Raw genomic sequence first — 23,768 nt, 5'->3', positions numbered from 1 at the left:
GGCCTTTTTGGTCTGTCGCGCATTCCAGCGGGCCTGCGAGGCCCTGCCCAGATCAGTGAACAGTCACAGGGGCCATGTGGTTCTGGCGCGCCAGAACGAAGGCCAGCTTGCGGTCCTTGACCAGCGCGAGCTGCGCGCCGTTGGAGTCGTGCACAGCATATAGCGTGTCAATGCCCACGGCCTGCTGGCGGATCTCGTCCGGCAGGTCAGCCACCTTGACGGGGCGGACATAGACGATGGGATCTTCGCTTTGATCCAGCGCTTCGTATTTCGTATCCATGGGCTTATCCTTTCCTGATCCTGATCGTCTGCACCACTGTCTCGGGCTGGGCCCGGGTCAGATCGACATGCAGAAGACCGTTTTCCATGATCGCCTCACCGACCTCGACGCCATCGGCCAGAACGAAGCTGCGCTGGAACTGCCGCGCGGCGATGCCGCGATGCAGGTAGACGCGGCCGTCGGTATCGTCGCGCTGACGCCCCCGGATCACCAACTGCCGATCCTCAACGGTGATCGCCAGATCGTTCTCGGCAAAGCCGGCCACAGCCAGCGTGATGCGGTAGGAATTGTTCGAGGTCTGCTCGATATTGAAGGGCGGATAGCCCTCGTTCCCGGATTTCGCGTTGCGCTCCAGCAAACGCTCAAGCTGGTCAAAGCCCAGCAGGTAAGGGTGTGACCCCAAAGTCAGTTTCGTCATCGACACGTCCTTGTCAAAAGCGACCGTCCAAGATGCGGGTCCCGTTGTGGCAACCCGTCTCTGTCAAAATATGGGGCGTCATCCGGACCAGTGCAAGACCCTGGCGGAGGCTCTGGCTCCGTCCCTTGCAAAACCACGTCAGGTGAGCGAGATGTTTTGCGATTTTCTGGATTTTTCAGTATCTTGGTGTTCCGTGTCACGCACGGGGGAATCACCTGTCAGGGACTGTCGTGCCATGAACGCCATCAGCGATATCTCGATGAAGACGGACGATGTTCTGCGCGTGGAGCTTGAGGTGTTCCGCCGCGAACATCGCGATCTGGATGATGCCATTGCCGCCCTTGTCGCCAAGGGAACGGGCGATCAACTGACCATTCAACGGTTGAAGAAGAAGAAACTTCTTCTCAAGGACATGATCGCGCGGATCGAGGATCGGCTGACCCCGGATATCATCGCCTGATCGGTGACCCGGAATCGGGCGAGGTATCGGCCCGCCCGACGACAGGCAGCATAGCCTTTGTCACATGCTGACATGGGCCGTTTCAATCTGATCGGCGATACGGCGGACCTGCCTGTTCGGGATTGTTCAGGTCTGGTCGGCAGGCGGACGCTGGCCTTTGGGCGGGTCAAGCAGATGCGGAGATTGCGCCTGCGGCAAGGATCAAGGTCAAGGCACCGCGCAACACCTTTTTCAGCATTGTCCGCCCCTATGCAAACCTGACCCAAACCTGCTTGTCACACGGGTGCGCCTGACTATAGTACCGCCTTCCAGAGCGATGGGGAAGAAACAGCATGGCCGAGATCAAGGTGGGAATCATCATGGGCAGCCAGTCGGACTGGCCCACGATGAAAGAGGCGGCAGACATGCTGGATGCCCTTGGCGTGCCCTATGAGGCGCGGATCGTGTCGGCCCATCGCACCCCGGACCGGCTGTGGGATTATGGCAAGACGGCGGTGGAGCGTGGCTTGCAGGTGATCATCGCTGGTGCCGGAGGGGCGGCGCATCTGCCGGGGATGATGGCATCGAAAACCCGCGTGCCGGTCATCGGCGTGCCGGTGCAGACCAAGGCGCTGTCGGGCGTGGACAGCCTGTATTCGATCCTGCAGATGCCGCGCGGCTATCCGGTGGCCACCATGGCGATCGGGGCGGCAGGCGCGGCCAATGCCGGGCTGATGGCGGCGGGAATACTGGCGTTGCAGGATGCGGCGCTGGCGGCACGGCTGGATGGCTGGCGCAAAGCCTTGTCGGATTCGATTCCCGAGGAGCCGGTGGATGAGTGATATGCTGAAAACCGGGGCCACCATCGGCATCATGGGTGGCGGTCAATTGGGGCGCATGCTGTCGGTAGCGGCCAGCCGTCTGGGATTTCGCACGCATATCTTCGAGCCCGGGGCCCATCCGCCCGCCGCAGATGTGGCGCATCGGGTGACAACCGCCCCTTATCAGGATGCAGCCGCTTTGGGGGCATTCGCCGCCGATTGCGACGTGATCACCTATGAGTTCGAGAATATCCCCACGACGGCGCTGGACCTGCTGGAGCCGCTACGCCCGATCCGCCCGGGGCGTGAGGCGCTGCGGATCAGTCAGGACCGGATCACCGAGAAGGATTTTCTGACAGGGCTGGGTCTGCGGACCGCGCCCTACGCTGCCGTGGACGATGCTGCGTCTCTGGAGGCGGCGATTGCGGCCGTGGGCGTGCCTGCGATCCTCAAGACCCGGCGGTTCGGTTACGACGGCAAGGGGCAGTCACGGTTGATGGCGGCCGATGATGCGTCGCGCGCGTTGGCGGATATGGCGGGGGCGCCGGCCATTCTGGAAGGGTTTGTGGATTTCCAGTATGAGGTGTCAGTGATCGGGGCGCGCAACACACGTGGCGAGGTGTCGTGCTATGACCCGGGCGAGAATGTGCATCGCGATGGCATTCTGCACACGACGACCGTGCCCTCGCGCCTGTCGGCCAGCCTGCGGATGGATGCGGTGCTGCTGACGGCGAAGATCCTGAACGCGCTGGATTATGTGGGTGTTATGGGGGTCGAGTTGTTCGTGACGCCGCAGGGGTTGATCGTGAACGAGATCGCGCCGCGCGTGCATAATTCGGGCCACTGGACGCAGAATGGTTGCACCATCGACCAGTTCGAACAGCATATCCGCGCTGTGGCGGGCTGGCCCTTGGGCGACGGGTCGCGCCATGCGGATGTGGTGATGGAGAACCTGATCGGGGCGGACATGGACCGGGTGCCGGAATTGGCGAGGGAGCCTGCGACGGCGCTGCATCTTTATGGCAAGGCCGAGGTCAAGGCCGGGCGCAAGATGGGCCATGTCAACCGGATCGTCAGCGCCAAGCCCTGAGCAGATTTTTCAGATCGCCGGTTGCTGTGAGTATTTGCAGAACGATGAAGGGGCCAGTCAGCGAAACGCTGGCCCATGCGCCCAGATCGTCAGGGAATGGCGTAGCCCTGCTGTTACGGGGGTGACGCGATGCAGCAGGAAGCTGGGGAAGATGGTCGCATCGCCGCGCGCGGGACTGGCTTGCTGCACATGGGCGCTTGGCATGACTTCCAGTGTGCCGCCAACATAGCTGTCGGGGGCTGAGAGCTGCACCACCATGGTCAGCTTGCGCTGGCGGGCCAAGGGACCGTCGCCGATGTCGGAATGCCAGTCGAAATGGCCTTCGCGTGCGGAATCGTAGCGGGCGACCTGCGCGCTTTCGGAAAAGCTTTGCAGATCGAAGTTGAACGTGTCGCGATTGGCTTCGCGCACCACGTCGATGATGCGGTCCATCACCCAGTCGCTGCCGGGCACGTCATCCAGCCAGACCAGATCGGCGCGGCGCAGGTTGTGATCCTGGGTCTGGCCGACCAGTCGCGCATCGCGCGATGGGGCTGCGTCCGCCAGCGCGACGATCCGCTCGCATTCCTCGGCGGAAAAGGCCGCCGCCCGCGTGTGAACCGCGATCATCCTGTCAATCCTGTCTGTGGGTATGCGGCTTGTGCCGATCCGGCCTTGTCCGTGCGCGCCGGAACGCGACGCAAAGGTCGTTTTTCACCTTCTGTCGCTTGGGGGCATTTCAATCCTGCGCGGGGATTGCCATATCCGGTCCATGACCGAGCGCATCCCCAGCCTTGCCCAGATGGAACAGATGGCCCGCCAGACGGTGGACGGCCTTCCTGCGCCCTTTCGTGCAGCGGCCTTGCAGGTGGCGATCTGCGTGGTGGACTGGCCTGACGAGGACATGCTGGCTGAGTTGGAGATCGACGATCCGCTGGATCTGACCGGACTTTATGACGGCATCCCGATTACCGAGAAATCGGTCTTCGATCAGCCGATGGGGCCGGATACGGTCTGGCTGTTCCGCGAACCGATCCTTGATGAATGGCGCGCGCGGGGCGATGTGAGCATTGCCGAACTGGTCGCGCATGTCACGATCCACGAATTCGCGCATCACTTCGGCTGGTCCGATGATGACATCGCCGTCGTCGATCCGTGGTGGGAGTGATCAGCACAGGATCAATCCTTCATGAAACGGCGACGCGCCTCCTCGGCGATGGATTGGCGCATTTGCAGGTCAGCCAGACGCGCCATCGCGGCCTTGCGGGCCACCGCATCGGTGATCATGGCCAAGGCTGCCTGTTGGGCAGCCACCTGCTTCTTGAGGGTGATCTCCTCGGGCAGGACACCGGCTTCGGCCATGATGCGATAAGCCACCGCCTCGGCCGGGCTGACAAAGGCGGCCTCGGGTCGTTCCGGCAGCGGTGCGCCCTCGCCTTTCAGCCCCTGAAGCTGGCCTTTCAGCCGGGCCTTCTGGATCTGGCGTTCAACGATGCGGTCGAGCCATGACATTGCAGCACCCTCCGGATGGGCTGCGGTCAGTGTATCACGCGCCGCTGTCGTCGCGCCAGCGATTGACGATGGGATAGCGGCGGTCCAGCCAGAAGGCGCCGGGGCTGAGCCTTGTGCCCGGCGCGGATTGGAAGCGCTTGTATTCGCTGATGTAGAGAAGATGCTCGATCCGCTTGACGGTGGCGCGGTCAAATCCAGCGGCCACGCAGTCGGCGACCGAGGCGTCCTTGTCCACCAGCATCTCGAGAATGGCATCCAGCACCGCATAGGGTGGCAGGCTGTCCTCATCCTTCTGGTCGGGACGCAGCTCGGCGCTGGGGGGTTTGTCGATCACGCGGGGTGGGATCACCTCACCTGCCGGGCCCATCATCCAGTCGCGGTGATTGGCGTTGCGCCAGCGGCAGGCGGCGAAGACGCGGGTTTTATACATGTCCTTGATCGGATTGTAGCCGCCCGCCATGTCGCCATAGATCGTGGCATAGCCTACGGCGACCTCGGATTTGTTGCCCGTGGTCAGCAGCATGTTGCCGAATTTGTTGCTCATCGCCATCAACAGCAGGCCGCGCAGGCGGGACTGGATATTCTCCTCGGTCAGGTCGGGGGAGTGACCCTCGAAGAGGGGAGCGAGCGCCTCGGTCACCGCGGCGCGGGGGCCGGTGATGGGCACGGTGTCATAGGCACAGCCCAGCGCGGTGGCGACGGCGCGCGCATCATCAAGCGAGGCTTGCGAGGTGTATTCCGAGGGTAGCATGACGCAACGGACATTGGCGGCGCCAATCGCATCGGCGGCGATGGTGGCCACGATGGCGCTGTCGATACCACCGGACAAGCCAAGGATCGCGGTCTTGAAGCCGGTCTTGCGCATGTAGTCACGCAGGGATTCGACCATGGCGCGGTAATCCTGCTCCATCAGGTCGGGGATCGTTGCGCGCGGGCCTTGTGCCGCGATCCAACCGTCAGGCGTATGGGTGAAATCCACGCTTACCACCGCTTCGTCGAAGAGCGGCAGTTGCACGGCCAGCGCGCCGCCTGAGTTCAGCACGAAAGATCCGCCGTCAAAGACCTGATCGTCCTGTCCACCCACCATGTTCAGGTAAACAAGCGGCAGGCCGGTTTCGACCACCCGCGCGACCATGAGGTTCTGGCGGATCCCCATCTTGTCGCGGGCATAGGGGCTGCCATTGGGCACCAGCAGCAGTTCTGCCCCCGTCTCGGCAAGGGTTTCGGCCACATCCGGGTGCCATGCATCCTCGCAGACCGGGCTGCCGATCCTGAGCGGGCCGATGCTGTAGGGCCCCTGCGGCGGGCCTGGATGGAACAGGCGGTGTTCGTCGAAGACATCCTCGTTCGGCAGGTGCTGTTTGAGGACGCGGGCCTGAATGCGCCCGCCTGCCAGCACATACCAGCCATTGTGCAGTCGGCCATGTTCGATCACCGGGCCACCTATTCCGATGGCGGGCCCATCGGCGCAGTCGCGAGCCAGTGCTTCGATCGTGGCGATGGCGGCGGCGTGGAAGGCGGGTTTCAGGATCAGGTCCTGCGTCTGATAGCCGGTGATGAACATTTCGGGAAAAGCGACCATGTCGGCGCGTTCCGCGCGGGCCTGTTCCCACGCGGCACGGGCACGGGCGGCGTTGCCCGCCAGATCGCCCACCACGGGGTTCAGCTGTGCCAGTGTCAGGCGGAAATGCGTGGCCATGGTCTGCCCTCTGATCGATCACTTGTCCGTTGACTTAGCAGATCGGCAGGCAAGGGAAAGCCGATATGCGGCAAAAGACGTTGTCTGGCGGCCTGCCCTCCTTTAGGTTCGGCCCGGGCAAGGCCCGCCCACGTCGGGCGGGCCGAGAGTGTATCAGGGGCAGGCATGACACAGACGCGCGCAATCTTCGGGATGTGTCTCATGGCCGGGCTGATGCTGAGCGCCCCGCTCATGGCGCAGCAGACGGATGGGGTCCAGACCAAGCAATATGACGATGGCGGGGTCTATGAGGGCACGTTCCTGAACGGGTTGCAGCATGGCACCGGCACCTACCGCCTTCCCAATGGCTATGAATATACCGGTGATTGGGTCGAAGGCGAGATCCGTGGGAATGGTGTGGCGCGCTTTCCCAACGGCTCGGTCTATGAGGGCCAGTTCCAGCGCGGCAAGCCCGAGGGCGTGGGGCGGATCGTCTTTACCGATGGTGGCACCTATGAGGGCGAGTGGGTCGATGGCAAGATCACCGGACAGGGGATCGCCGCCTATGCCAACGGGATGCGCTATGAAGGTGGGTTCCTCGAGGCGATGCACCATGGGCGCGGAATCATGCAAAGCCCCGGTGGCTATGTCTATGACGGCACATGGGACCGCGGCGTCAAGGAAGGCAGCGCTACGATCACCTATCCCGATGGCGCTGTCTATGAGGGTCAGGTCGTGCGCGGCGCGCGCGAGGGTCAGGGCACGCTGACCATGCCTGACGGGCTGATCTATGAGGGAACGTGGAAGGACGGCCAGATCAATGGCGAGGGCAAGCTGACCCAATCCAATGGCGATGTCTATGAGGGGATGCTGGTCGATGGCCGTCGTGAAGGTCAGGGGCGCGTGACCTATGCCAGCGGGGACACCTATGTGGGCGGTTTCGTGAATGACCTGCGCGAGGGTCAGGGCACGTTCACCGGCACGGATGGCTATGTCTATGAAGGGTCCTGGGTGGCCGGGCAGATCGCCGGTCAGGGGCGCGTCACCTATCCCGACGGATCGGTCTACGAGGGCCAGTTCCGCGCTGATCTGCCTGATGGGGAAGGCAAGATCACCTATCCCGACGGCTCGACCTATGAAGGCGCATGGGCGGCGGGCGTGATTGAGGGCGAGGGCCGCGCGGTCTATGCCAACGGGCTGATCTATGAGGGCGGATTCCGCGAGGCGCGCAATCATGGGCGCGGCGTGATGACCTATCCGGATGGCTATCGCTATGAGGGAGAATGGCTGGATGGACAGCGGCATGGTCAGGGCGTGGCCACATATCCCGACGGCACGGTCTATACCGGGCAATTCGTGAACGGCCAGCGCGAGGGTACGGGCGAGATCGTGATGCCGGATGGATTCCGCTATAGCGGGGAATGGCGCGCGGGCGAAATCGACGGCCGCGGCACAGCGACCTATGCCAATGGCGATGTCTATGAGGGCATGTTCAGTGCCGGACGCCGTCAGGGCGAAGGCACGATGCGCTATGCCACCGGGCAGGAGGTGACGGGCGTCTGGCAGAACGGCACCCCGCCGGGTGCGGATGGGGCAGACGAGGCCGCCCCGGCAGCGGAAGAGACCCCGGCGGACGCCCCGGCGGCGGCACCGGAGGACACGCCGGCGGTGCCCGCCGACTGACCGGCGGTCCAGTGACGCAGTCGCGTATGGATATTTGAGGCAAAAAGAAGCAGGGCTGCTGCGCTGTCAGATGCGTTGCCCGGCCTGCATGCGTTTAAGGAATGCCTCTGCCTCGGCCAGAACGGTCGTGCGACGGTCTTCGGCCATCCGGTCCCATGTAGCATACATCTGGCCCATGCGGGGATTTGCGCTGAAGCGGTCGCGGTGGCGGATCAGGAAGTGCCAGTAGAGCAGATTGAACGGGCAGGCGCGCGGGCCTGTCTTGTCCTTGACGCGGTAGGCGCATGATCCGCAATAATCCGACATCCTGTCGATGTAATTGCCAGACGAAACATAGGGTTTCGAGGCAATGATGCCGCCATCGGCAAAGAGGCTCATCCCCACCACGTTCGGAGCCTCGACCCATTCATAGGCATCGGCATAGACGGCCAGATACCAGTCCTGCACCTCAGCAGGATCAATGCCTGCCAGCAGCGCAAAATTGCCCGTCACCATCAGGCGCTGGATGTGGTGGGCATAGGCGTTTTCCGCCGTCTGGGTCACAGCGCGTTCCATGCAGCGCATATCGGTGGGCGCGCCCCAATAGAGATCCGGCAGCGCATTGGTGTGGCCCAGCACGTTGCGGCGGGTATAGTCCGGGCCTTCGCGATACCAGATGCCGCGCACATATTCGCGCCAGCCGATGATCTGGCGGATGAAGCCTTCGGCGGCGTTCAAGGGGGCGCGGCCCGCTTTCCAAGCGGCCTCGACCCGCTGGCAAACTTCGAGCGGATCAAGCAGGCCAGCGTTCAGGTAAAGCCCGATCAGCGCGTGATACATGAAGGGCTGATCGGCCAGCATCGCATCCTGATAATCACCGAAGCCCGGCAGGCCGCCCGTGATCCAGTGATCGAGATGCTGGAGCGCCTGGTCACGGTCTGTGCCGAACCAAAAGGGACGCAACTGTCCGAAATGGTTGGAAAACCGCGCCTCGACCAGATCCAGCACCTCGGCCGTCACGGCATCAGGTTCAAACCGTAGCGGGCCCTTAAATGTGATGGCATCGGGCGCGGCTTTGCGGTTGTCGTGGTCATAGTTCCACTGACCACCTGCGGGTTGATCCCCCTCCATCAGCAGGCCGGTTTTGCGGCGCATCTCGCGGTAAAAGTATTCCATCCGCAACTGCTTGCGCCCCTTGGCCCAGTCCTCGAACACGACCGAGGAGGCGATGAAGCGGTCGTCCCGCAGAAGGTGCAACTTTAGCGGCATCTCTTCCAATGATGCGCGCAAGCGCCAATCGCCGGGTTCGGTTCCGATGACGCCCGTCGCCTTGTATGCGGCGGCGCGACGGATCAATTCGCCGGGGATGGTGTCGGTATTGTCGGGATCATCAAGGCGTGAATAGGCGACGCGCCATCCCTTCCCTTCCAGCCGCGCCGCGAATTTGCGCATGGCGGCGAACAGAAACGCGATCTTCTTGGGGTGATGGGGCACATGTCCCGCCTCCCCTCCCACCTCGGCCATCACCACGATGTCACGGGTGGGATCGGCGGCTTTCAGGGCAGCCATGCTGTCAGACAGTTGATCCCCGAGGACCAGAACCAGGCGCGTCACCACGCCACCCGTTTGCCCTGCCAGTCGAAGAACCCGCCCGTATCTGCCGGGCTCAGCCCTTCAATCACGCCCAAGAGGTTGGCCGCTGCCTGTGCCGGGGCGACGCGGTCATGACTGGCTGCATAATCTTCGGTAAAGCGTGTGGCCACGGTGCCCGGATGCAGCGCGACGCAGAGCGCGTGGCGGTGGCTGCGCGCCAGTCCGATGGCGCCCGTGTGGATCATCTGGTTCAGCGCCGCCTTGGCCGTGCGGTAGCTGTACCAACCACCCAGAGCGTTGTCGCCGATCGACCCCACCCGCGCGGACAGCGCCGCAAAGACCGCCCGCCTGTCACGCGGCAAAAGGCGCAGACTGTGTTTCAGCACCAGAGAGGGCCCGATGCAGTTGAGCGCGAATTGGTCCACCATGGCGCGGGCCGTCACACGGCGGATCGTCTTTTCTGGCTCTGCCCCGTCGATCACCAATGCGCCAGTGGCCACAAGGATCAGATCAAAGCCAGGCTCCAGCGCACCAAGGGCGACGGAAACGCTGTCCTCATCCGTCACGTCCAGACCGTCATCACGCCGCGACAGGGTCGTGACGGCCACGCCCCGCGCCGTCAATGCGGCTGTGATCGCCGCGCCGATGCCGCCCGAAGCCCCTATGATCAATGCCTTTTCCATGGGCCACAGCTAGCGGCGCGGCGACGGGCTTCAATGCGCAGGGTGCGAAATTCGGGCTTTTCATTTGCCTGAACCCGCGTATAACCTGACGTCATGACGATTTTGGCACATAAGGCGACCCCGGCCCGCGCATCCCGCGCGGCACTCGCTGCTGCCCTTCTGCTGTCGCTAAGCCGCCTCTGAGCGTGCCGGCCCGGCGCGACCGCTCAGAGGATGTGCATCCCGCGCCAAGCCCCATCAGCAGACATGAAAAGAGACCCGACATGACCGATACATCAGAACAAGACCGCGTCTTGATCTTTGACACGACCTTGCGCGACGGCGAACAAAGCCCCGGCGCCACCATGACCCATGCCGAGAAACTGGATATCGCCGAATTGCTGGACGATATGGGGGTGGATATCATCGAGGCAGGATTTCCCATCGCCTCGGAAGGGGATTTCCGCGCGGTGAAGGAAATTGCCGAACGCTCAAAAGACGCGGTGATCTGCGGGCTGGCGCGCGCCAATCTGGCCGATATCGACCGCTGCTGGGACGCCGTGCGCCATGCGAAACAGCCGCGCATCCATACCTTCATCGGCACCTCGCCCCTGCACCGGGCGATCCCGAACCTGACGCAGGACGAGATGGCCGAGCGCATCCACCAGACCGTCAGCCATGCGCGCAACCTGTGCGACAACGTGCAGTGGTCGCCCATGGATGCGACACGGACGGAACATGATTACCTCTGCCGGGTGATCGAGATCGCGATCAAGGCGGGGGCCACGACGATCAACATCCCCGATACCGTGGGCTATACAGCGCCGCGCGAAAGTGCCGATCTGATCCGCATGATCCGCGAGCGGGTGCCGGGCGCCGATACGGTGATCTTTGCCACCCATTGCCACAACGATCTGGGCATGGCGACGGCAAACGCGCTGGCCGCGGTCGAGGCGGGCGCGCGGCAGATCGAATGCACGATCAACGGTTTGGGCGAGCGCGCGGGCAATACAGCGCTGGAAGAGGTGGTGATGGCGCTGAAGGTGCGCAATGACATCATGCCCTACCGCACCCGCGTGGATACGACCAAGATCATGAACATCTCGCGCCGCGTGGCCACAGTGTCGGGCTTTGCGGTGCAGTTCAACAAGGCCATCGTGGGCAAGAACGCCTTTGCGCATGAATCCGGCATCCATCAGGACGGGATGCTGAAGAACGCCGAGACCTTCGAGATCATGCGCCCCGAGGATATCGGACTGACTGCATCCAACCTTGTGATGGGCAAGCATTCGGGCCGCGCGGCGCTGCGCGACAAGCTGCGCCAGTTGGGGCATGAGGTGGGGGATAACCAACTCAAAGACATCTTTGTGCGGTTCAAGGAATTGGCCGACCGCAAGAAGGAAGTCTATGACGAGGATATCGTGGCGCTGGTTTCGGCCACGGCGGATGCGGGCAATGACCGGCTGCAGATCGTCTCGCTCAAGGTGCTGTGCGGCACGGGCGGCCCTGCCGAGGCTACGCTGGAGATGGAGATCGACGGCAAGGAGATGATCGCCACCGAACATGGTGACGGGCCGGTGGATGCCACCTTCAAGGCGGTGCGCGCGCTGCATCCCAACAAGGCGCGGTTGCAACTCTATCAGGTGAATGCCGTCACGGAAGGCACCGATGCGCAGGCCACCGTCAGTGTGCGGCTGGAAGAGGACGGGATGATTGCCACGGGCCAGTCTGCGGATACAGACACGGTCGTCGCCTCGGCCCGCGCCTATGTCAATGCGCTGAACCGTTTGCTGGTGCGGCGCGACAAGGCTGGCCCCGGTGCCGACCGGCGCGAGATCAACTACAAGGATGTGAGCTGATCCGCACCGGACGACAATGAAACCGGCCCGCCGCTGCCAGAGCGGCGGGTCTTTTCTGTTGCGGCTGCTTCTTTTTGCCCGAAATATCCTCGGGGGGATCGTCGAACACAGTTCGACGCAGTCGAACGCGGTTCGGCGTGGGGGGCAGACAGCCCCCCTTTTCCGGCCTCAACCCTGCGCGAAAAGAGCGGTCAGTCGCTTGGCCTCGTCCTCGGTGCCGTAAGGGGCGTTCACGATGAACAGTCCTGACCCCACCATCCGGTGACCGGCGCGAACCGGCGGAAAGCGCACCTCGTGGCGTAGCGCACCCGGCAGGTTCTGAGCCGCGAGCGCCGCCAGCATCGGACCATGCGCAGCACTTGTCAGGATCGGATACCACAGGCAGATGATGCCCACGTTCCATTTGCGGTGCAGTTTCGCGATTTGGGCGGGGATCGTCTCGTAATCGGTCTTCACCTCATAGCTGGGATCGATCAGCATGAGGCCCCGGCGCGGGTCGGGGGGGCAGATGGCCTGCGCCATGCCAAAGCCGTCCTGTCGGTAGATGCGCGCACCAAAGGGAGACATCGCAAACTCAAGCGCGCCATGCTCCTGCGGGTGCAGTTCGGCCAGATGCATCCGGTCCTGTGGTCGCAGGATCATTGCCGCCAGCAGGGGCGATCCGGCATAGGCCCGCGGTCCGTGCGCCGCGCGCACCTGCGCCAGCGCGGCAAGATAGGGATGATCCGCCGCCATACCCCCCTGCCGAAGAAGCGACTCGATGCCTGCGGCCGCCTCGCCGGTCTTGACCGCTTCTGGCGCGTCCAGCATGTAGAGCCCGCGCCCGGCATGGGTTTCGATATACCCGAGCGGTTTGTCCTTCACCGTCAGGTAGGACAGCATGCGGCACAGCAGCGCGTGCTTGTGCACATCCGCCGGGTTGCCCGCGTGGTAGATATGTTGATAGGACAGCATCGCGCGTCCATAGCCCATTGACGTCTCAGGCGGAAGTGTGCTGATACAAAATGAAGGTGGGTCTTTCACAAAGGGCACCTCAGCCCTATAAGGGCATCTGGCCACCTCAAGCAGAGTCGCTGGCTACTTGCACAATTTCAACAATGGGACATGAGACCATGTCAATTTTCGATAAGATGCCCAGCTTGTTCGCCTCGGATATGGCGATCGACCTCGGCACGGCCAATACACTGGTCTATGTCAAGGGTAAGGGTATCGTGCTTAGCGAGCCATCGGTCGTGGCCTACCATATCAAGGACGGTGTAAAGAAGGTTCTGGCGGTGGGTGAGGATGCCAAGCTGATGCTGGGCCGCACCCCCGGCAGCATCGAGGCGATCCGTCCGATGCGGGACGGGGTCATCGCCGATTTCGACACTGCCGAAGAGATGATCAAGCATTTCATCCGCAAGGTCCTGAAGCGGTCCACCTTTTCAAAACCCAAGATTATCGTCTGTGTGCCCCATGGTGCGACTCCGGTGGAGAAACGCGCGATCCGGCAGTCGGTGCTCTCTGCGGGGGCGCGCAAGGCGGGTCTGATCGCCGAACCCATTGCGGCGGCTATCGGTGCCGGGATGCCGATCACGGACCCCACGGGCAACATGGTAGTGGATATCGGCGGCGGCACGACCGAGGTGGCGGTGCTGTCTCTGGGTGACATCGTCTATGCCCGTTCGGTTCGCGTCGGGGGCGACCGGATGGACGAGGCGATCATCAACTACCTGCGTCGCCAGCATAACCTTCTGGTCGGCGAGGCGACGGCGGAACGGATCAAAACCTCGATCGGTACGGCACGCATGCCCGATGACGGTCGGGGCACGTCGATGATGATCCGGGGACGTGACCTGCTGAACGGTGTGCCCAAGGAAACCGAGATCAGCCAGGCCCAAGTGGCCGAAGCCTTGAGCGAACCGGTGCAGCAGATCTGCGAGGCGGTGATGACCGCGCTGGAAGCGACGCCCCCCGATCTAGCGGCCGATATCGTGGATCGCGGCGTGATGCTGACGGGCGGCGGCGCGCTTCTGGGCGATCTGGATCTGGCGCTGCGCGAACAGACGGGCCTGGCCGTATCCATCGCGGACGAGGCGCTCAACTGTGTGGCGCTTGGGACCGGCAAGGCGCTGGAATATGAAAAACAACTGCGCCATGCGATTGATTACGACAGTTGATCACCCCTTCCTCTGAGGGGCTCTGACAAGGACAGGAACAGACCTTGGCAAAGGACAGATCACAGGCGGATGACTTTCTGGGCCCCCTCAAGCGGTTGCTTGTGGGGGTTCTGGTCTTGTGCCTTGTCGGTCTTTTTCTGGTCTGGCGCATCGACAGTCCACGGGTCGAGCGCTTTCGCGCGGCGGTGGTGGACCGCGTGGTGCCAAGCTTTGACTGGGCGATGGCCCCGGTGACGGCAACCGTCAATCTGGTGCGCGATTTCCAGAGCTATCAGCGCATTGTCCAGCAGAATCAGGATCTGCGGAACGAATTGCAGAAGATGAAGGCGTGGAAAGAGGCGGCGCTGCAACTGGAGCAGGAGAATGCCCGGTTGCTGGATCTGAACAAGGTCCGCCTGGACCCACGCCTGACCTTTGTCACGGGTGTCGTGCTGGCGGATAGTGGCTCGCCCTTCCGGCAATCGGTTCTGCTGAATGTCGGGGCGCGCGACGGGATCGTCGATGGCTGGGCCACGATGGACGGGATCGGACTGGTCGGTCGCATTTCCGGCGTAGGGCGCGATACATCGCGCGTGATCCTGTTGACCGATCCGGCCAGCCGGATCCCCGCGACGATCCAGCCCTCGGGTCAGACCGCGATCGTGCAGGGCGACAATACGGCGGCCCCGCCGATCTCGTTCCTTGAGGATCCGGATCTTGTGCGGCCCGGTGACCGGGTGGTCTCCTCGGGCGATGGCGGTGTGTTTCCGGCTGGCCTGCTGATCGGTCAGGTTGCCGCCGATCCGGGCGGGCGGCTGCGGGTGGTTCTGGCTGCGGACTACGAGCGGCTGGAATTCCTGCGTGTGCTGCGCAATCCCGGCACCGAGGTGATCCGTGATCCCGGCGCGCTGGTGGCTCCGTTGGAGCAGCGCATGGCACCGGCCCCCTTGCCCGAAAGCGGCGACATTCTTTCGGAAACGGAGGATGGCAATGGCTGAAGGAAGCGCCCCCCGCGTCTGGGGTATGCGGATGCTTTACCTGGGCCTTGCCCTTGCTGTGATCTTTGCCAAACTGATCCCGCTGGATTTTCAGCCTCAGGTGTGGGCGGGGCCGGATCTGCTGGTGGCGTTGACATTCGCCTGGGCGTTGCGGCGGCCCGAATTCGTGCCGGCCCTGTCGGTCGCCGTGATCGTTCTGCTGGCGGATCTGCTATTCCTGCGACCGCCGGGTCTGTGGGCCGCTTTGATGGTGATCGGCACGCAAGCTTTGAAGAATCGGGCGCGCAATCTGCGCGATCAGCCCTTCATGATGGAATGGCTGGCGGTAGCGGGCATCTTTCTGGCCGTCTCTTTGGGGAACAGACTGGTTCTGGCGGTGCTGATGGTGCCGCAGGCCCCGCTGGGCCTGACGGTAATCCATGTCGTCATGACCTTGATCTGCTATCCTGTGGTTGTCATGATCTCGCAATGGGTGTTCGGCGTGCGCAAGGCCGCACCCGGCGATCTGGACAGGCTGGGGCAACGGATATGAGACGTAATCCCAAGGACAGCGCGGATTCAGCCCGCCGGATCACCCGGCGTGGCCTTGTCATGGGCGGCTCCATGCTGGCCTTCATGGGGGTTCTGGGCCTGCGGATGCGCTATATGCAGGTGGAGCAGGCCGACCAGTTTCGCGTGCTGGCCGAGGAGAACCGGATCAGCATCCGGTTGATCGCGCCGGCCCGCGGCCAGATCTATGACCGCAACGGCGCGGTGATCGCCGAGAACCAGCCCAGCTATCGCATCATCATGGTGCGCGAGGACGCGGGCGATATCGACATGGTCATGCGTCGCTTGGCCACACTGATCGACCTGGGGCCCGAGGATCAGGAACGCGCGCTCAAGGAAATGCGCGAAAGCCGGGGCGACACGCAGGTGACCGTAGCGGACCGCGTCAGCTGGGACGATATCTCGAAAGTGGCCATCAACGCCCCCGCTCTGCCCGGCGTGACGCCCGAAGTGGGTCTGTCGCGGTTTTATCCCACGGGACCGGATTTCGCGCATGTGGTGGGCTATGTCGGCCCCATCAGCGATTACGATCTGCAGAAGATCGAGAACCCCGACCACCTGCTGCGGATCCCCCGGTTCCAGATCGGCAAGGTCGGGCTTGAGGCGCGGCAGGAAGAAATCCTGCGCGGCAAAGCCGGCACCAAGCGTGTCGAGGTGAATGCCGCCGGTCGGGTAATGCGCGAGTTGGACCGGCAGGAGGGCAAGGCGGGCGCGAATATCCAGCTGACGGTGGACAATGCGCTGCAAAGCTATGTTCAGGCGCGGCTGGCGGGCGAAAGTGCGGCCGCCGTGGTACTGGACTGCGAAACGGGCGACATTTTGTCTATCGCATCCGCTCCCAGTTTCGATCCCAACCTGTTCGTGCGGGGCATTTCCGTGGCGGACTATTCGGTGTTGACCGAGAACAAGTATCGCCCGCTGGCCAACAAATCCGTACAGGGACTTTATCCGCCGGGCTCGACTTACAAGATGGTCACGGTGTTGGCCGCGCTGGACGCGGGCGTGATCACGCCTGAAGAGACCGTCTGGTGCCCCGGGCATCTTGAAGTCTCGGGGCGGCGGTTCCATTGCTGGAAACGTGCGGGTCATGGGCATATGAACCTTGAAACCGCGCTGCGGGAAAGCTGTGACGTCTATTACTATGATCTGGCGCTGAAGGTCGGGATCGACGCGATGTCGGCCATGGCTGAAAAGCTGGGCATCGGGGTGCGTTTCGATCTGCCCATGTCCGCCGTGGCGCGGGGCCGGGCACCCACGCGCGACTGGAAGCGCGAAAGCTTTGGGCAGGAATGGCGCGTGGGCGATACGGTCAACGCCTCGATCGGGCAGGGCTATGTGCTGACCTCTCCCTTGCATCTGGCGGTGATGACCGCGCGTCTGGCCGTGGGGCGCAAGATCGAGCCGCGGTTGATCCGCAGCATCGACGGAGTCGAGCAGCCCGTGGTGGCCGCCGAACCCCTGGGCTTTAACGAGAACCATATGCGCGCCATCCGCCGCGCGATGTTCGAGGCGACAAACAACCGGCGCGGCACGGCCTATGGCAGCCGTATCATCACGGATGGCTATCGCATGGCGGGCAAGACCGGCACCAGTCAGGTGCGCAACATCACCGCTGCCGAACGGGCCCGAGGTGTGATCCGCAACGAAGATTTGCCTTGGGAACGTCGCGACCACGCGCTGTTCGTGAATTACGCACCCTATGACAACCCGCGCATCGCCGTGGCCGTCGTGGTGGAGCATGGCGGTGGCGGCTCGGCCGTGGCGGCCCCTGTGGCGCGGGACATCACGCTGCAGGCGCTTTACAAGGGCGATCCGCCGCTTGATGCCTATCCCGAGGCTGAACGGTCTCGCGCGCAAGCCCTTCAGGAGCGTCTGCGCCGCGAGCGGCCGCAGGTTCTGCGCCCGGGACAGGATCGCGCATGAGTTATCTTGAGTATACCGTCAAGACGGTGCCTTCTGGCTTTCGCAAGGTGCTCTATCTGAACTGGCCGATCCTTTTGCTGCTGGTCGCCGTGGCCAGTGTCGGCTTTCTCATGCTCTATTCCGTGGCAGGCGGGGCGTTCAGCCGCTGGACGGAACCTCAGATGCAGCGTTTCGGGCTTGGTCTGGTGGTCATGTTCGTGATCGCGATGGTGCCGATCTGGTTCTGGCGGAACATGGCGGCGCTGGCCTATCTGGTCTCGCTTCTGCTGCTGTTGGCGGTGGAATTCTTCGGCGCGACCGGGGGCGGGGCGCAGCGATGGATCGACCTTGGGTTCATGCGACTGCAACCGTCGGAACTGGCCAAGGTCACACTCGTGCTGTTTCTGGCGGCCTATTACGACTGGTTGCCCATGAAAAAAGTGTCGCATCCCTTCTGGGTGGCGGTGCCGGTTTTTTTCATCCTGCTTCCAACCGGTCTTGTGCTGACGCAGCCCGATCTGGGCACAGCCTTGCTGCTGATCTTTGGCGGAGCCGGTCTGATGTTCGTGGCAGGTGTCCATTGGGGCTATTTCGCGGCCGTGTTCGCCAGCGGGGTGGGGCTTGTCGCGGCGGTGGTGCAATCGCGCGGCACATCATGGCAGTTGCTGAAAGACTATCAGTATCGCCGGATCGACACTTTCCTTGATCCGTCGCAGGATCCGCTGAACGCTGGCTATCACATCACGCAGGCCAAGATCGCGCTGGGATCGGGGGGCTGGACAGGCCGCGGCTTCATGCAGGGCACGCAAAGCCGGCTGAACTTTCTGCCCGAGAAGCATACCGATTTCATCTTCACCACGCTGGCCGAGGAATTCGGCTTCATCGGGGGGATCTCGCTTCTGGGGCTATATGCGCTGATCATCGTTTTCTGCGTCGCCACGGCCCTGTCGAACAAGGACAGGTTCTCGTCCCTGCTGACATTGGGGATCGCGCTGACGTTCTTTCTGTATTTCGCCGTGAACATGTCGATGGTGATGGGGCTGGCCCCTGTCGTCGGTGTGCCGCTGCCGCTGGTCAGCTATGGCGGCTCGGCAATGCTGGTGCTGATGGTGGCCTTTGGCCTTGTCCAAAGCGCGCATATCCACAAACCCCGCTGATTTTCCCCGAACCGACCGGAAGGCCCAGACATGACCGTGAATATCCTTTTCGCCGCCAAACCCGACAGCTGGGCCGCCTATGAGGCACCACTGACCACCGCCTTGGCCGAGGCGGGCGTTGCGGCGCATCTGTCGCGGGATATCGCGCCGGATCAGGTGGATTACATCGTCTATGCGCCCAACAGCACGGTGCAGGATTTCACACCCTATACGCGTTGCAAGGCGGTGCTGAACCTTTGGGCGGGGGTCGAGCATGTGGTGGGCAACACCACGCTGACACAGCCCTTGGCGCGGATGGTGGATCACGGGCTGACGCAAGGAATGATGGAATGGGTGACGGGGCACGCGCTGCGCCATCATCTGGGGATGGACCGGCATATCCACGGGCTGAACGGGGCGTGGGACAAGCATGTGCCCCCGCTGGCCGAGGATCGCCACGTGACGGTTCTGGGTCTTGGTGCGCTGGGATCGGCCTGCGCGCAGGCGATGGCGGGGCTGGGTTTCAACGTAACCGGCTGGAGCCGGAGTCCGCGCGCGGTCAACGGGGTTCGCTGCCTGCATGGGGATGAGGGGCTGGTGCAGGCGCTGTCCACTGCCGAGATTGCGGTGCTGCTGCTGCCGCTGACAGCGGCGACCGAGAACCTGCTGGACGCCGACCGTCTGGCGCTGCTGCCGCGGGGAGCGGTCATCCTGAACCCCGGACGCGGGGCGCTGATCGACGATGCTGCGCTGTTGGCGGCGCTGGACAGCGGCCAGATCGGTCATGCCACGCTGGATGTGTTCCGGGTGGAACCGTTGCCCTCGGATCATCCGTTCTGGGCGCATCCGTCCGTCACCGTCACGCCGCATATCGCGTCAGAGACGCGGCCCGCCTCAGCCTCACGCGTGATTGCCGAAAACGTGCGACGCGGCGAGGCCGGAGAGCCGTTCCTGCATCTGGTGGATCGCAAGCTGGGCTATTGACCCCCTGCCCTCGTCTCTAGCGCAGCTTGGGCGGTTTTGCGGGGTCCGAGCCGGGGGCCATGCGCAGCACTTCCTGCACCGCTTCGACAGGCTGGGGCAGATCAAAGCGCAAGCCGTGCTGTGCCAGCCGCGCCGCCATCGGTTCGGACGCGCGGAAGAAGGCCACGTCCAAGGCCCCAGCCTCGATACCTGAAAACGTGAGGGCCTCGGCCACCGCTTTGGCCAGAGCCCCTTGCGCGCCGGGGGCGGCATCGACAAAGGCCAGCATATGACTCTTGCCGCCGCCCTCGTAGGTAACGCCCAAAAGATAGGCTGCCTCGGCCAATCCGGCGGCACTGGCCAGCTTGGTGTCCAGCGCCGTCAGCAGCAATTCGGGAAGGCCGCGCGGGGGAGCCAGCGCTTCGATCCGGGCCTCGGCCTCGGCCGGAGCATTGCCAAGTGTGCCCGCCAGCCACGTCACCGCTTCGGGCGGGATCAGGATGGATGAGGGGGCTACCTCGAGATTGACCCCAAGTCCGATCCCCTGTTCGGCCAGAAGGCCAGCGATGACCCTGCCCGACAGAGCCGCATAGGGCGCGGGTTTGCCCACGAACTGCGCCAGACGGTCATCACGATCGAAGACCAGCACGAAACTGGCATCACCCAGATCGAAAACCTCGGGGGTGATGTTGTCGCCCACGGCTTCTTCGGTCAGAAGAAGGTAAAGTTCGCAGTCGGCCAGCCGCTCGTAGAAGCGCAACCGCGCCGCATCGTCGGCGGGCGATGCCTCCATCGCGGCATGGGCGGCATCAAGCGGGGTCAGGTTGGTCATTCATCACTCTCCGGACAGCGGCGCGCAGCGCGGGCAAAACCTCGGCGTCGAACCACGGATTTTTGCGAAGCCAAGCGGTATTGCGCCATGAGGGGTGAGGCAAGGGGAAAACCCCGGGGCCATGTTCGCGCCAGTTGGCCACGGTCTGCGACACGGGTGTGCGCGTGCCCAGATGCCAACGGTGGGCATGGCCGCCCACCAGCACGCGCAATCGCACCTTGGCCAGCCTTGCCATTACCTCCGCATGCCATGTCCGCGCGCAGATGGGGGGTGGTGGCAGATCCGCTCCCTTGGCGTCATAGCCCGGAAAACAGAAGGCCATGGGTACAATTGCCACGCGGCTCTGGTCGTAGAACTCATCGAGGGACAGCCCCAACCAGTCGCGCAGGCGATCGCCCGAAGGGTCGTGAAAGGGTCGGCCCGACTGATGCACGCGCATCCCCGGCGCCTGCCCTGCGATCAGAAGCCGTGCCTCGGGTCGGAACCAGACCACGGGTCGCGGGTCGTGGCCCGTGGCGGTGGCGGCAAAGCGTGGCGCACAGAGGCGGCAAGCGGCAATCTGCGGCTCAAGATCTGAGGTTGGGCTGTTCATCCAATGCAGTCTAGCACGGGGTTTCGTCGGGTCCAGCAGGCGGCGACAGCATGGCGCGCACCCCCACAGAGACGAGGCTTGGTGAACGCAGCCTTCCTACGGTATAGTCACGCGCGCATGACATAATTTTGCCGCGAAAGATTGCGATTTGTCAGCAATGGCTCGACATGCGCCCAAGGCCATTGCTAAGTGAGAGTTAACTCAACCCCGCTAAGAGGGTGGGCAGGAGCAGACCGGAGCGTTGAATGCTCGAATTCGATAACGTCAGCAAGTCCTTCTGGACGGGCATGCAGCGCAAGGTAATCCTTGACAGGGTGAGCTTTCGCGTCGAATTGGGCAAATCTCTGGGTATCCTGGCGCCGAACGGCACAGGCAAGACGACCTTGATCAACATGATGGCCGGGCTGGAAAAACCTGATGAGGGGTTCATCCGTCGCGAGTCGCGGATCAGTTTTCCGCTGGGCTTCATGGGGGGCGTGGTGTCGCGCGTGTCCGCCGTCGAGAATAGCCGCTACATCGCGCGTCTCTACGGACTGGACCCCGACTATGTCGAGGCGTTCTGTCGCTGGCTTTGCAACCTGGGTGAATATTTCGATCAGCCTCTTGGCACCTATTCGTCGGGGATGCGCGCGCGGTTCTCCTTTGCGCTGATGCTGGCGCTTGATTTCGACATCTACCTGATCGACGAAGGCATGCCCTCGTCGACTGACGCCGAGTTCAACCGGAAGGCAGGGGACATCCTGCGGGAAAGATTGCGCAATACGACGGTGATCATCGTGTCGCACCAACCGCAGGTCCTTGAGAAATTCGCCCGGAACGCCGCCGTGTTGATGGACGGCAAGTTGCATATGTTTGACACCTTGGAAGAAGCGAAAGAGCTGTATGATTACGAAACCCAAGGCTAGAAAATTCCGTATCCGGCGCAGCCTGACCGAAGCGTTCTCGGGTGTCGAACAAGAACCGACCCGCGCCCAAGCAGGCCACAGCGGTCCGACCCCGCTGATCCCGAACCGCCCGTCCGGCCAGCGCCCCGGCGCGCCGCAGGTGGACAGGCTTGACCCGCCCGCACAGCAGACAGCCAGCACACGGGACATGTCGCCCATTCCCGATGACGCCGCACCTGATATGTCGCAGTTGTTGACGGGATCACCTTATGCCGAAGCCGGCCCAGAGATCGACGCGATCCGTCGCGAAGGCTTAACGGGGCGACAGTTGCGCATGGCGCGTCGCGTGGCCCAGAAACACGGGCTTGCGCCCACATCGGATTTCGATGCCGTGCGTCTTCTGCGCGCCGAAGGGATCGACCCCTTCCAGCGTGCCACGATGCTGGACCTTGTGATGCCGCGCGAAGATGAGACGGAAGAGGATGAGGTGCCCGCTGCCCGTCCCGCGGCCCGCGCAGGCACACCTGCAAGCATGCCGGGCGGGGGGACGCCGATCGGACGGGTGCAACTGCCCCAGACGATGCCTTCGGGCAACCCCTACCTGCCCTCGACCGAGGTCAGCCCCTCCGAACGGCGGGCGCGCGACATCATGGACATTCAGCGCGACATCGCCCGCAGGCGGCGGCGCAAACTGCTGTTGCTTCTGACCCGTCTGACGACCTTCGTGTTCCTGCCCACGCTTTTGGCCGGCTGGTATTACTTTGCCTATGCCACGCCGATGTATGCGACCAAATCCGAGTTCCTGATCCTTCAGGCCGATGCTCAGGGCGGTAGCAGCGGGTTGGGCGGCTTGTTGAGCGGCACTCAATTCGCCACCAATCAGGACAGTATCGCGGTGCAATCCTACATGCAGTCCCGTGATGCCATGATGCGGCTGAACGAGGACATGGGGTTCAAGGATCATTTCCGGCAGGAATCAATCGACCCGATCCAGCGGCTTGAGGCCGACGCCACCGATGAGGCGGCCTACAAGATCTACAAGAAGAACGTCAAGATCGGCTACGACCCGACCGAGGGCGTGATCCGGATGGAGGTTATTGCCGCCGATCCGCAGACCAGCGCCGCATTTTCCTCGCATCTCATCGACTATGCGGAAGAGCGCGTGGACGAACTGTCGCGGCGCAAACGTGAAGACCAGATGCGCGATGCCCGCGCCAGTCTGGAGCAGGCCAAGGCCGAACGGCGCGAGGCGCAGGAACGTCTGGTGAAACTTCAGGAAGGCTCGATCCTTGATCCGCAGGGCGAGATTGCCAGCATCCGCGCCCTGATCAACGCGGTCGAATTGCAGGTGCAGGAAAAGGAACTGGCGCTGAACTCGCAGTTGAACAACGCGCGCCCCAATGCTGCGCGCGTGGACGCGTTGCGGTCCGAAGTGCGCTTGCTGCGTGAGGATCTGGACCGCCAGAACCGGCGTCTGACCAATGCGACCGAAGGACAAAGCTCGCTTGCGGCCGTGACCGCGCAGATCCAGATGGCACAGGCCGATCTGGCGACAGCGGACCTGTTCCTGCAATCGGCGCTGCAGAACGAAAAGCAGACCGAGCTTGAGGCGAACCGTCAGGTGCGATACCTGACAACCAGCGTGCGGCCCGTGGCCCCGGACGAGCCGACCTATCCGCGCGCGTTCGAGAACACGATCCTCGCCTTCCTCATCTTCTCGGGAATTTATCTGATGATCTCACTCACCGCCTCGATCCTGCGCGAACAGGTTTCAAGCTGAC

The 23,768-nt window shown here is 63.2% G+C and carries 24 protein-coding genes; 14 read left to right on the top strand and 10 right to left on the bottom strand.

What is annotated here, in order from left to right:
- Nucleotides 1-52: 52 nt before the first annotated feature.
- A complete protein-coding gene (locus PVW27_RS08515) occupies nucleotides 53-280 on the bottom strand; it encodes a DUF1150 family protein (RefSeq protein WP_274556838.1) in 228 nt (75 codons plus the stop codon).
- A gap of 4 nt (nucleotides 281-284) precedes the next feature.
- Nucleotides 285-698, bottom strand: coding sequence for an Hsp20 family protein (locus PVW27_RS08510; RefSeq protein ID WP_274556836.1), 414 nt, complete (start codon nucleotides 696-698; stop codon nucleotides 285-287).
- A 235-nt stretch (nucleotides 699-933) separates the two neighbouring features.
- On the opposite strand from PVW27_RS08510, the gene PVW27_RS08505 reads away from it, so the two are divergent.
- From PVW27_RS08505 to PVW27_RS08495, 3 genes are all read left to right on the top strand, one after another.
- Complete coding sequence (locus PVW27_RS08505) at nucleotides 934-1,158, top strand: YdcH family protein (RefSeq protein WP_274556834.1); 225 nt, start codon at nucleotides 934-936, stop codon at nucleotides 1,156-1,158.
- 332 nt (nucleotides 1,159-1,490) lie between these two features.
- On the top strand, nucleotides 1,491-1,979 hold the full coding sequence (purE, locus tag PVW27_RS08500; RefSeq protein ID WP_274556832.1) for a 5-(carboxyamino)imidazole ribonucleotide mutase: 489 nt from the start codon (nucleotides 1,491-1,493) through the stop codon (nucleotides 1,977-1,979).
- Entirely contained in the window at nucleotides 1,972-3,048 is a 1,077-nt protein-coding gene (locus PVW27_RS08495) for a 5-(carboxyamino)imidazole ribonucleotide synthase (RefSeq protein WP_274556831.1), read from the top strand. The genes purE and PVW27_RS08495 overlap by 8 nt, the downstream gene beginning before the upstream one ends.
- A gap of 57 nt (nucleotides 3,049-3,105) precedes the next feature.
- On the opposite strand, the gene PVW27_RS08490 is transcribed toward PVW27_RS08495, so the two are convergent.
- The gene (locus PVW27_RS08490; protein ID WP_274556829.1) at nucleotides 3,106-3,657 is read right to left on the bottom strand and encodes a 2OG-Fe(II) oxygenase; all 552 of its coding nucleotides are present in this window, start codon (nucleotides 3,655-3,657) and stop codon (nucleotides 3,106-3,108) included.
- A 142-nt stretch (nucleotides 3,658-3,799) separates the two neighbouring features.
- Between PVW27_RS08490 and PVW27_RS08485 the strand changes: the two genes are divergently transcribed.
- On the top strand, nucleotides 3,800-4,195 hold the full coding sequence (locus PVW27_RS08485) for a metallopeptidase family protein (RefSeq protein ID WP_274556827.1): 396 nt from the start codon (nucleotides 3,800-3,802) through the stop codon (nucleotides 4,193-4,195).
- Between the two features lie 11 nt (nucleotides 4,196-4,206).
- On the opposite strand, the gene PVW27_RS08480 is transcribed toward PVW27_RS08485, so the two are convergent.
- Nucleotides 4,207-4,539 (bottom strand): J-domain-containing protein, encoded by a 333-nt coding sequence (locus PVW27_RS08480; protein WP_274556825.1) that lies wholly within the window; start codon nucleotides 4,537-4,539, stop codon nucleotides 4,207-4,209.
- Between the two features lie 34 nt (nucleotides 4,540-4,573).
- Complete coding sequence (locus PVW27_RS08475) at nucleotides 4,574-6,238, bottom strand: NAD+ synthase (RefSeq protein ID WP_274556824.1); 1,665 nt, start codon at nucleotides 6,236-6,238, stop codon at nucleotides 4,574-4,576.
- 165 nt (nucleotides 6,239-6,403) lie between these two features.
- Between PVW27_RS08475 and PVW27_RS08470 the strand changes: the two genes are divergently transcribed.
- Entirely contained in the window at nucleotides 6,404-7,900 is a 1,497-nt protein-coding gene (locus PVW27_RS08470) for an MORN repeat-containing protein (protein ID WP_274556822.1), read from the top strand.
- Between the two features lie 66 nt (nucleotides 7,901-7,966).
- Here PVW27_RS08470 and PVW27_RS08465 read toward each other — a convergent pair whose 3' ends face one another.
- Nucleotides 7,967-9,493, bottom strand: coding sequence for a cryptochrome/photolyase family protein (locus tag PVW27_RS08465; RefSeq protein ID WP_274556820.1), 1,527 nt, complete (start codon nucleotides 9,491-9,493; stop codon nucleotides 7,967-7,969).
- The gene (locus PVW27_RS08460) at nucleotides 9,490-10,155 is read right to left on the bottom strand and encodes an SDR family oxidoreductase (RefSeq protein ID WP_274556819.1); all 666 of its coding nucleotides are present in this window, start codon (nucleotides 10,153-10,155) and stop codon (nucleotides 9,490-9,492) included. The genes PVW27_RS08465 and PVW27_RS08460 overlap by 4 nt, the downstream gene beginning before the upstream one ends.
- A 263-nt stretch (nucleotides 10,156-10,418) precedes the next feature.
- On the opposite strand from PVW27_RS08460, the gene PVW27_RS08455 reads away from it, so the two are divergent.
- Nucleotides 10,419-11,993: a 2-isopropylmalate synthase gene (locus PVW27_RS08455; RefSeq protein ID WP_274556817.1), complete on the top strand. Its 1,575-nt coding sequence runs from the start codon at nucleotides 10,419-10,421 to the stop codon at nucleotides 11,991-11,993.
- A gap of 168 nt (nucleotides 11,994-12,161) precedes the next feature.
- On the opposite strand, the gene PVW27_RS08450 is transcribed toward PVW27_RS08455, so the two are convergent.
- Complete coding sequence (locus tag PVW27_RS08450; RefSeq protein ID WP_274557028.1) at nucleotides 12,162-12,947, bottom strand: 23S rRNA (adenine(2030)-N(6))-methyltransferase RlmJ; 786 nt, start codon at nucleotides 12,945-12,947, stop codon at nucleotides 12,162-12,164.
- Nucleotides 12,948-13,105: 158 nt separating this feature from the next.
- On the opposite strand from PVW27_RS08450, the gene PVW27_RS08445 reads away from it, so the two are divergent.
- The 6 genes from PVW27_RS08445 to PVW27_RS08420 are packed head-to-tail and all read left to right on the top strand — an operon-like array spanning nucleotide 13,106 to nucleotide 19,700.
- Entirely contained in the window at nucleotides 13,106-14,152 is a 1,047-nt protein-coding gene (locus PVW27_RS08445; protein WP_274556815.1) for a rod shape-determining protein, read from the top strand.
- Nucleotides 14,153-14,196: 44 nt separating this feature from the next.
- Entirely contained in the window at nucleotides 14,197-15,129 is a 933-nt protein-coding gene (gene mreC, locus PVW27_RS08440) for a rod shape-determining protein MreC (RefSeq protein WP_274556814.1), read from the top strand.
- A complete protein-coding gene (locus PVW27_RS08435; protein WP_274556812.1) occupies nucleotides 15,122-15,661 on the top strand; it encodes a rod shape-determining protein MreD in 540 nt (179 codons plus the stop codon). The genes mreC and PVW27_RS08435 overlap by 8 nt, the downstream gene beginning before the upstream one ends.
- On the top strand, nucleotides 15,658-17,601 hold the full coding sequence (gene mrdA / locus PVW27_RS08430; RefSeq protein ID WP_274556810.1) for a penicillin-binding protein 2: 1,944 nt from the start codon (nucleotides 15,658-15,660) through the stop codon (nucleotides 17,599-17,601). The genes PVW27_RS08435 and mrdA overlap by 4 nt, the downstream gene beginning before the upstream one ends.
- Nucleotides 17,598-18,737, top strand: a complete 1,140-nt coding sequence (gene rodA / locus PVW27_RS08425; protein WP_274556809.1) for a rod shape-determining protein RodA — start codon at nucleotides 17,598-17,600, stop codon at nucleotides 18,735-18,737. Before mrdA ends, rodA begins: the two co-directional genes overlap by 4 nt.
- Nucleotides 18,738-18,767: 30 nt before the next feature.
- Nucleotides 18,768-19,700 carry a 2-hydroxyacid dehydrogenase gene (locus tag PVW27_RS08420; RefSeq protein ID WP_274556807.1) on the top strand — a complete coding sequence of 311 codons (933 nt, stop codon included), beginning with the start codon at nucleotides 18,768-18,770 and terminating at the stop codon, nucleotides 19,698-19,700.
- A 16-nt stretch (nucleotides 19,701-19,716) separates the two neighbouring features.
- Here the strand turns inward: PVW27_RS08420 and PVW27_RS08415 are convergent, their stop codons facing one another.
- Together PVW27_RS08415 and PVW27_RS08410 are read right to left on the bottom strand one after the other, a co-directional pair.
- Nucleotides 19,717-20,511, bottom strand: coding sequence for an SseB family protein (locus PVW27_RS08415; protein ID WP_274556806.1), 795 nt, complete (start codon nucleotides 20,509-20,511; stop codon nucleotides 19,717-19,719).
- Nucleotides 20,489-21,103: a uracil-DNA glycosylase family protein gene (locus PVW27_RS08410; protein WP_274556805.1), complete on the bottom strand. Its 615-nt coding sequence runs from the start codon at nucleotides 21,101-21,103 to the stop codon at nucleotides 20,489-20,491. Before PVW27_RS08410 ends, PVW27_RS08415 begins: the two co-directional genes overlap by 23 nt.
- Nucleotides 21,104-21,348: 245 nt before the next feature.
- Between PVW27_RS08410 and PVW27_RS08405 the strand changes: the two genes are divergently transcribed.
- Complete coding sequence (locus PVW27_RS08405) at nucleotides 21,349-22,008, top strand: ABC transporter ATP-binding protein (protein ID WP_274556804.1); 660 nt, start codon at nucleotides 21,349-21,351, stop codon at nucleotides 22,006-22,008.
- On the top strand, nucleotides 21,986-23,767 hold the full coding sequence (locus tag PVW27_RS08400; RefSeq protein ID WP_274556803.1) for a capsule biosynthesis protein: 1,782 nt from the start codon (nucleotides 21,986-21,988) through the stop codon (nucleotides 23,765-23,767). The genes PVW27_RS08405 and PVW27_RS08400 overlap by 23 nt, the downstream gene beginning before the upstream one ends.
- Nucleotide 23,768 lies beyond the last annotated feature (1 nt).

This window comes from Seohaeicola sp. 4SK31 (genome assembly GCF_028802875.1).
Taxonomy (GTDB): domain Bacteria; phylum Pseudomonadota; class Alphaproteobacteria; order Rhodobacterales; family Rhodobacteraceae; genus Seohaeicola.
This window is presented reverse-complemented; position numbering and strand designations above follow the sequence as displayed.

What these genes read in the sequence shown, in the direction of transcription:
- PVW27_RS08515 (WP_274556838.1), bottom strand. Translation starts at nt 280, where the DNA reads ATGGATACGAAATACGAAGCGCTGGATCAAAGCGAAGATCCCATCGTC.
- PVW27_RS08510 (WP_274556836.1), bottom strand. Translation starts at nt 698, where the DNA reads ATGACGAAACTGACTTTGGGGTCACACCCTTACCTGCTGGGCTTTGAC.
- PVW27_RS08505 (WP_274556834.1), top strand. Translation starts at nt 934, where the DNA reads ATGAACGCCATCAGCGATATCTCGATGAAGACGGACGATGTTCTGCGC.
- purE (WP_274556832.1), top strand. Translation starts at nt 1,491, where the DNA reads ATGGCCGAGATCAAGGTGGGAATCATCATGGGCAGCCAGTCGGACTGG.
- PVW27_RS08495 (WP_274556831.1), top strand. Translation starts at nt 1,972, where the DNA reads ATGAGTGATATGCTGAAAACCGGGGCCACCATCGGCATCATGGGTGGC.
- PVW27_RS08490 (WP_274556829.1), bottom strand. Translation starts at nt 3,657, where the DNA reads ATGATCGCGGTTCACACGCGGGCGGCGGCCTTTTCCGCCGAGGAATGC.
- PVW27_RS08485 (WP_274556827.1), top strand. Translation starts at nt 3,800, where the DNA reads ATGACCGAGCGCATCCCCAGCCTTGCCCAGATGGAACAGATGGCCCGC.
- PVW27_RS08480 (WP_274556825.1), bottom strand. Translation starts at nt 4,539, where the DNA reads ATGTCATGGCTCGACCGCATCGTTGAACGCCAGATCCAGAAGGCCCGG.
- PVW27_RS08475 (WP_274556824.1), bottom strand. Translation starts at nt 6,238, where the DNA reads ATGGCCACGCATTTCCGCCTGACACTGGCACAGCTGAACCCCGTGGTG.
- PVW27_RS08470 (WP_274556822.1), top strand. Translation starts at nt 6,404, where the DNA reads ATGACACAGACGCGCGCAATCTTCGGGATGTGTCTCATGGCCGGGCTG.
- PVW27_RS08460 (WP_274556819.1), bottom strand. Translation starts at nt 10,155, where the DNA reads ATGGAAAAGGCATTGATCATAGGGGCTTCGGGCGGCATCGGCGCGGCG.
- PVW27_RS08455 (WP_274556817.1), top strand. Translation starts at nt 10,419, where the DNA reads ATGACCGATACATCAGAACAAGACCGCGTCTTGATCTTTGACACGACC.
- PVW27_RS08450 (WP_274557028.1), bottom strand. Translation starts at nt 12,947, where the DNA reads ATGCTGTCCTATCAACATATCTACCACGCGGGCAACCCGGCGGATGTG.
- PVW27_RS08445 (WP_274556815.1), top strand. Translation starts at nt 13,106, where the DNA reads ATGTCAATTTTCGATAAGATGCCCAGCTTGTTCGCCTCGGATATGGCG.
- PVW27_RS08435 (WP_274556812.1), top strand. Translation starts at nt 15,122, where the DNA reads ATGGCTGAAGGAAGCGCCCCCCGCGTCTGGGGTATGCGGATGCTTTAC.
- mrdA (WP_274556810.1), top strand. Translation starts at nt 15,658, where the DNA reads ATGAGACGTAATCCCAAGGACAGCGCGGATTCAGCCCGCCGGATCACC.
- rodA (WP_274556809.1), top strand. Translation starts at nt 17,598, where the DNA reads ATGAGTTATCTTGAGTATACCGTCAAGACGGTGCCTTCTGGCTTTCGC.
- PVW27_RS08420 (WP_274556807.1), top strand. Translation starts at nt 18,768, where the DNA reads ATGACCGTGAATATCCTTTTCGCCGCCAAACCCGACAGCTGGGCCGCC.
- PVW27_RS08415 (WP_274556806.1), bottom strand. Translation starts at nt 20,511, where the DNA reads ATGACCAACCTGACCCCGCTTGATGCCGCCCATGCCGCGATGGAGGCA.
- PVW27_RS08410 (WP_274556805.1), bottom strand. Translation starts at nt 21,103, where the DNA reads ATGAACAGCCCAACCTCAGATCTTGAGCCGCAGATTGCCGCTTGCCGC.
- PVW27_RS08405 (WP_274556804.1), top strand. Translation starts at nt 21,349, where the DNA reads ATGCTCGAATTCGATAACGTCAGCAAGTCCTTCTGGACGGGCATGCAG.
- PVW27_RS08400 (WP_274556803.1), top strand. Translation starts at nt 21,986, where the DNA reads ATGATTACGAAACCCAAGGCTAGAAAATTCCGTATCCGGCGCAGCCTG.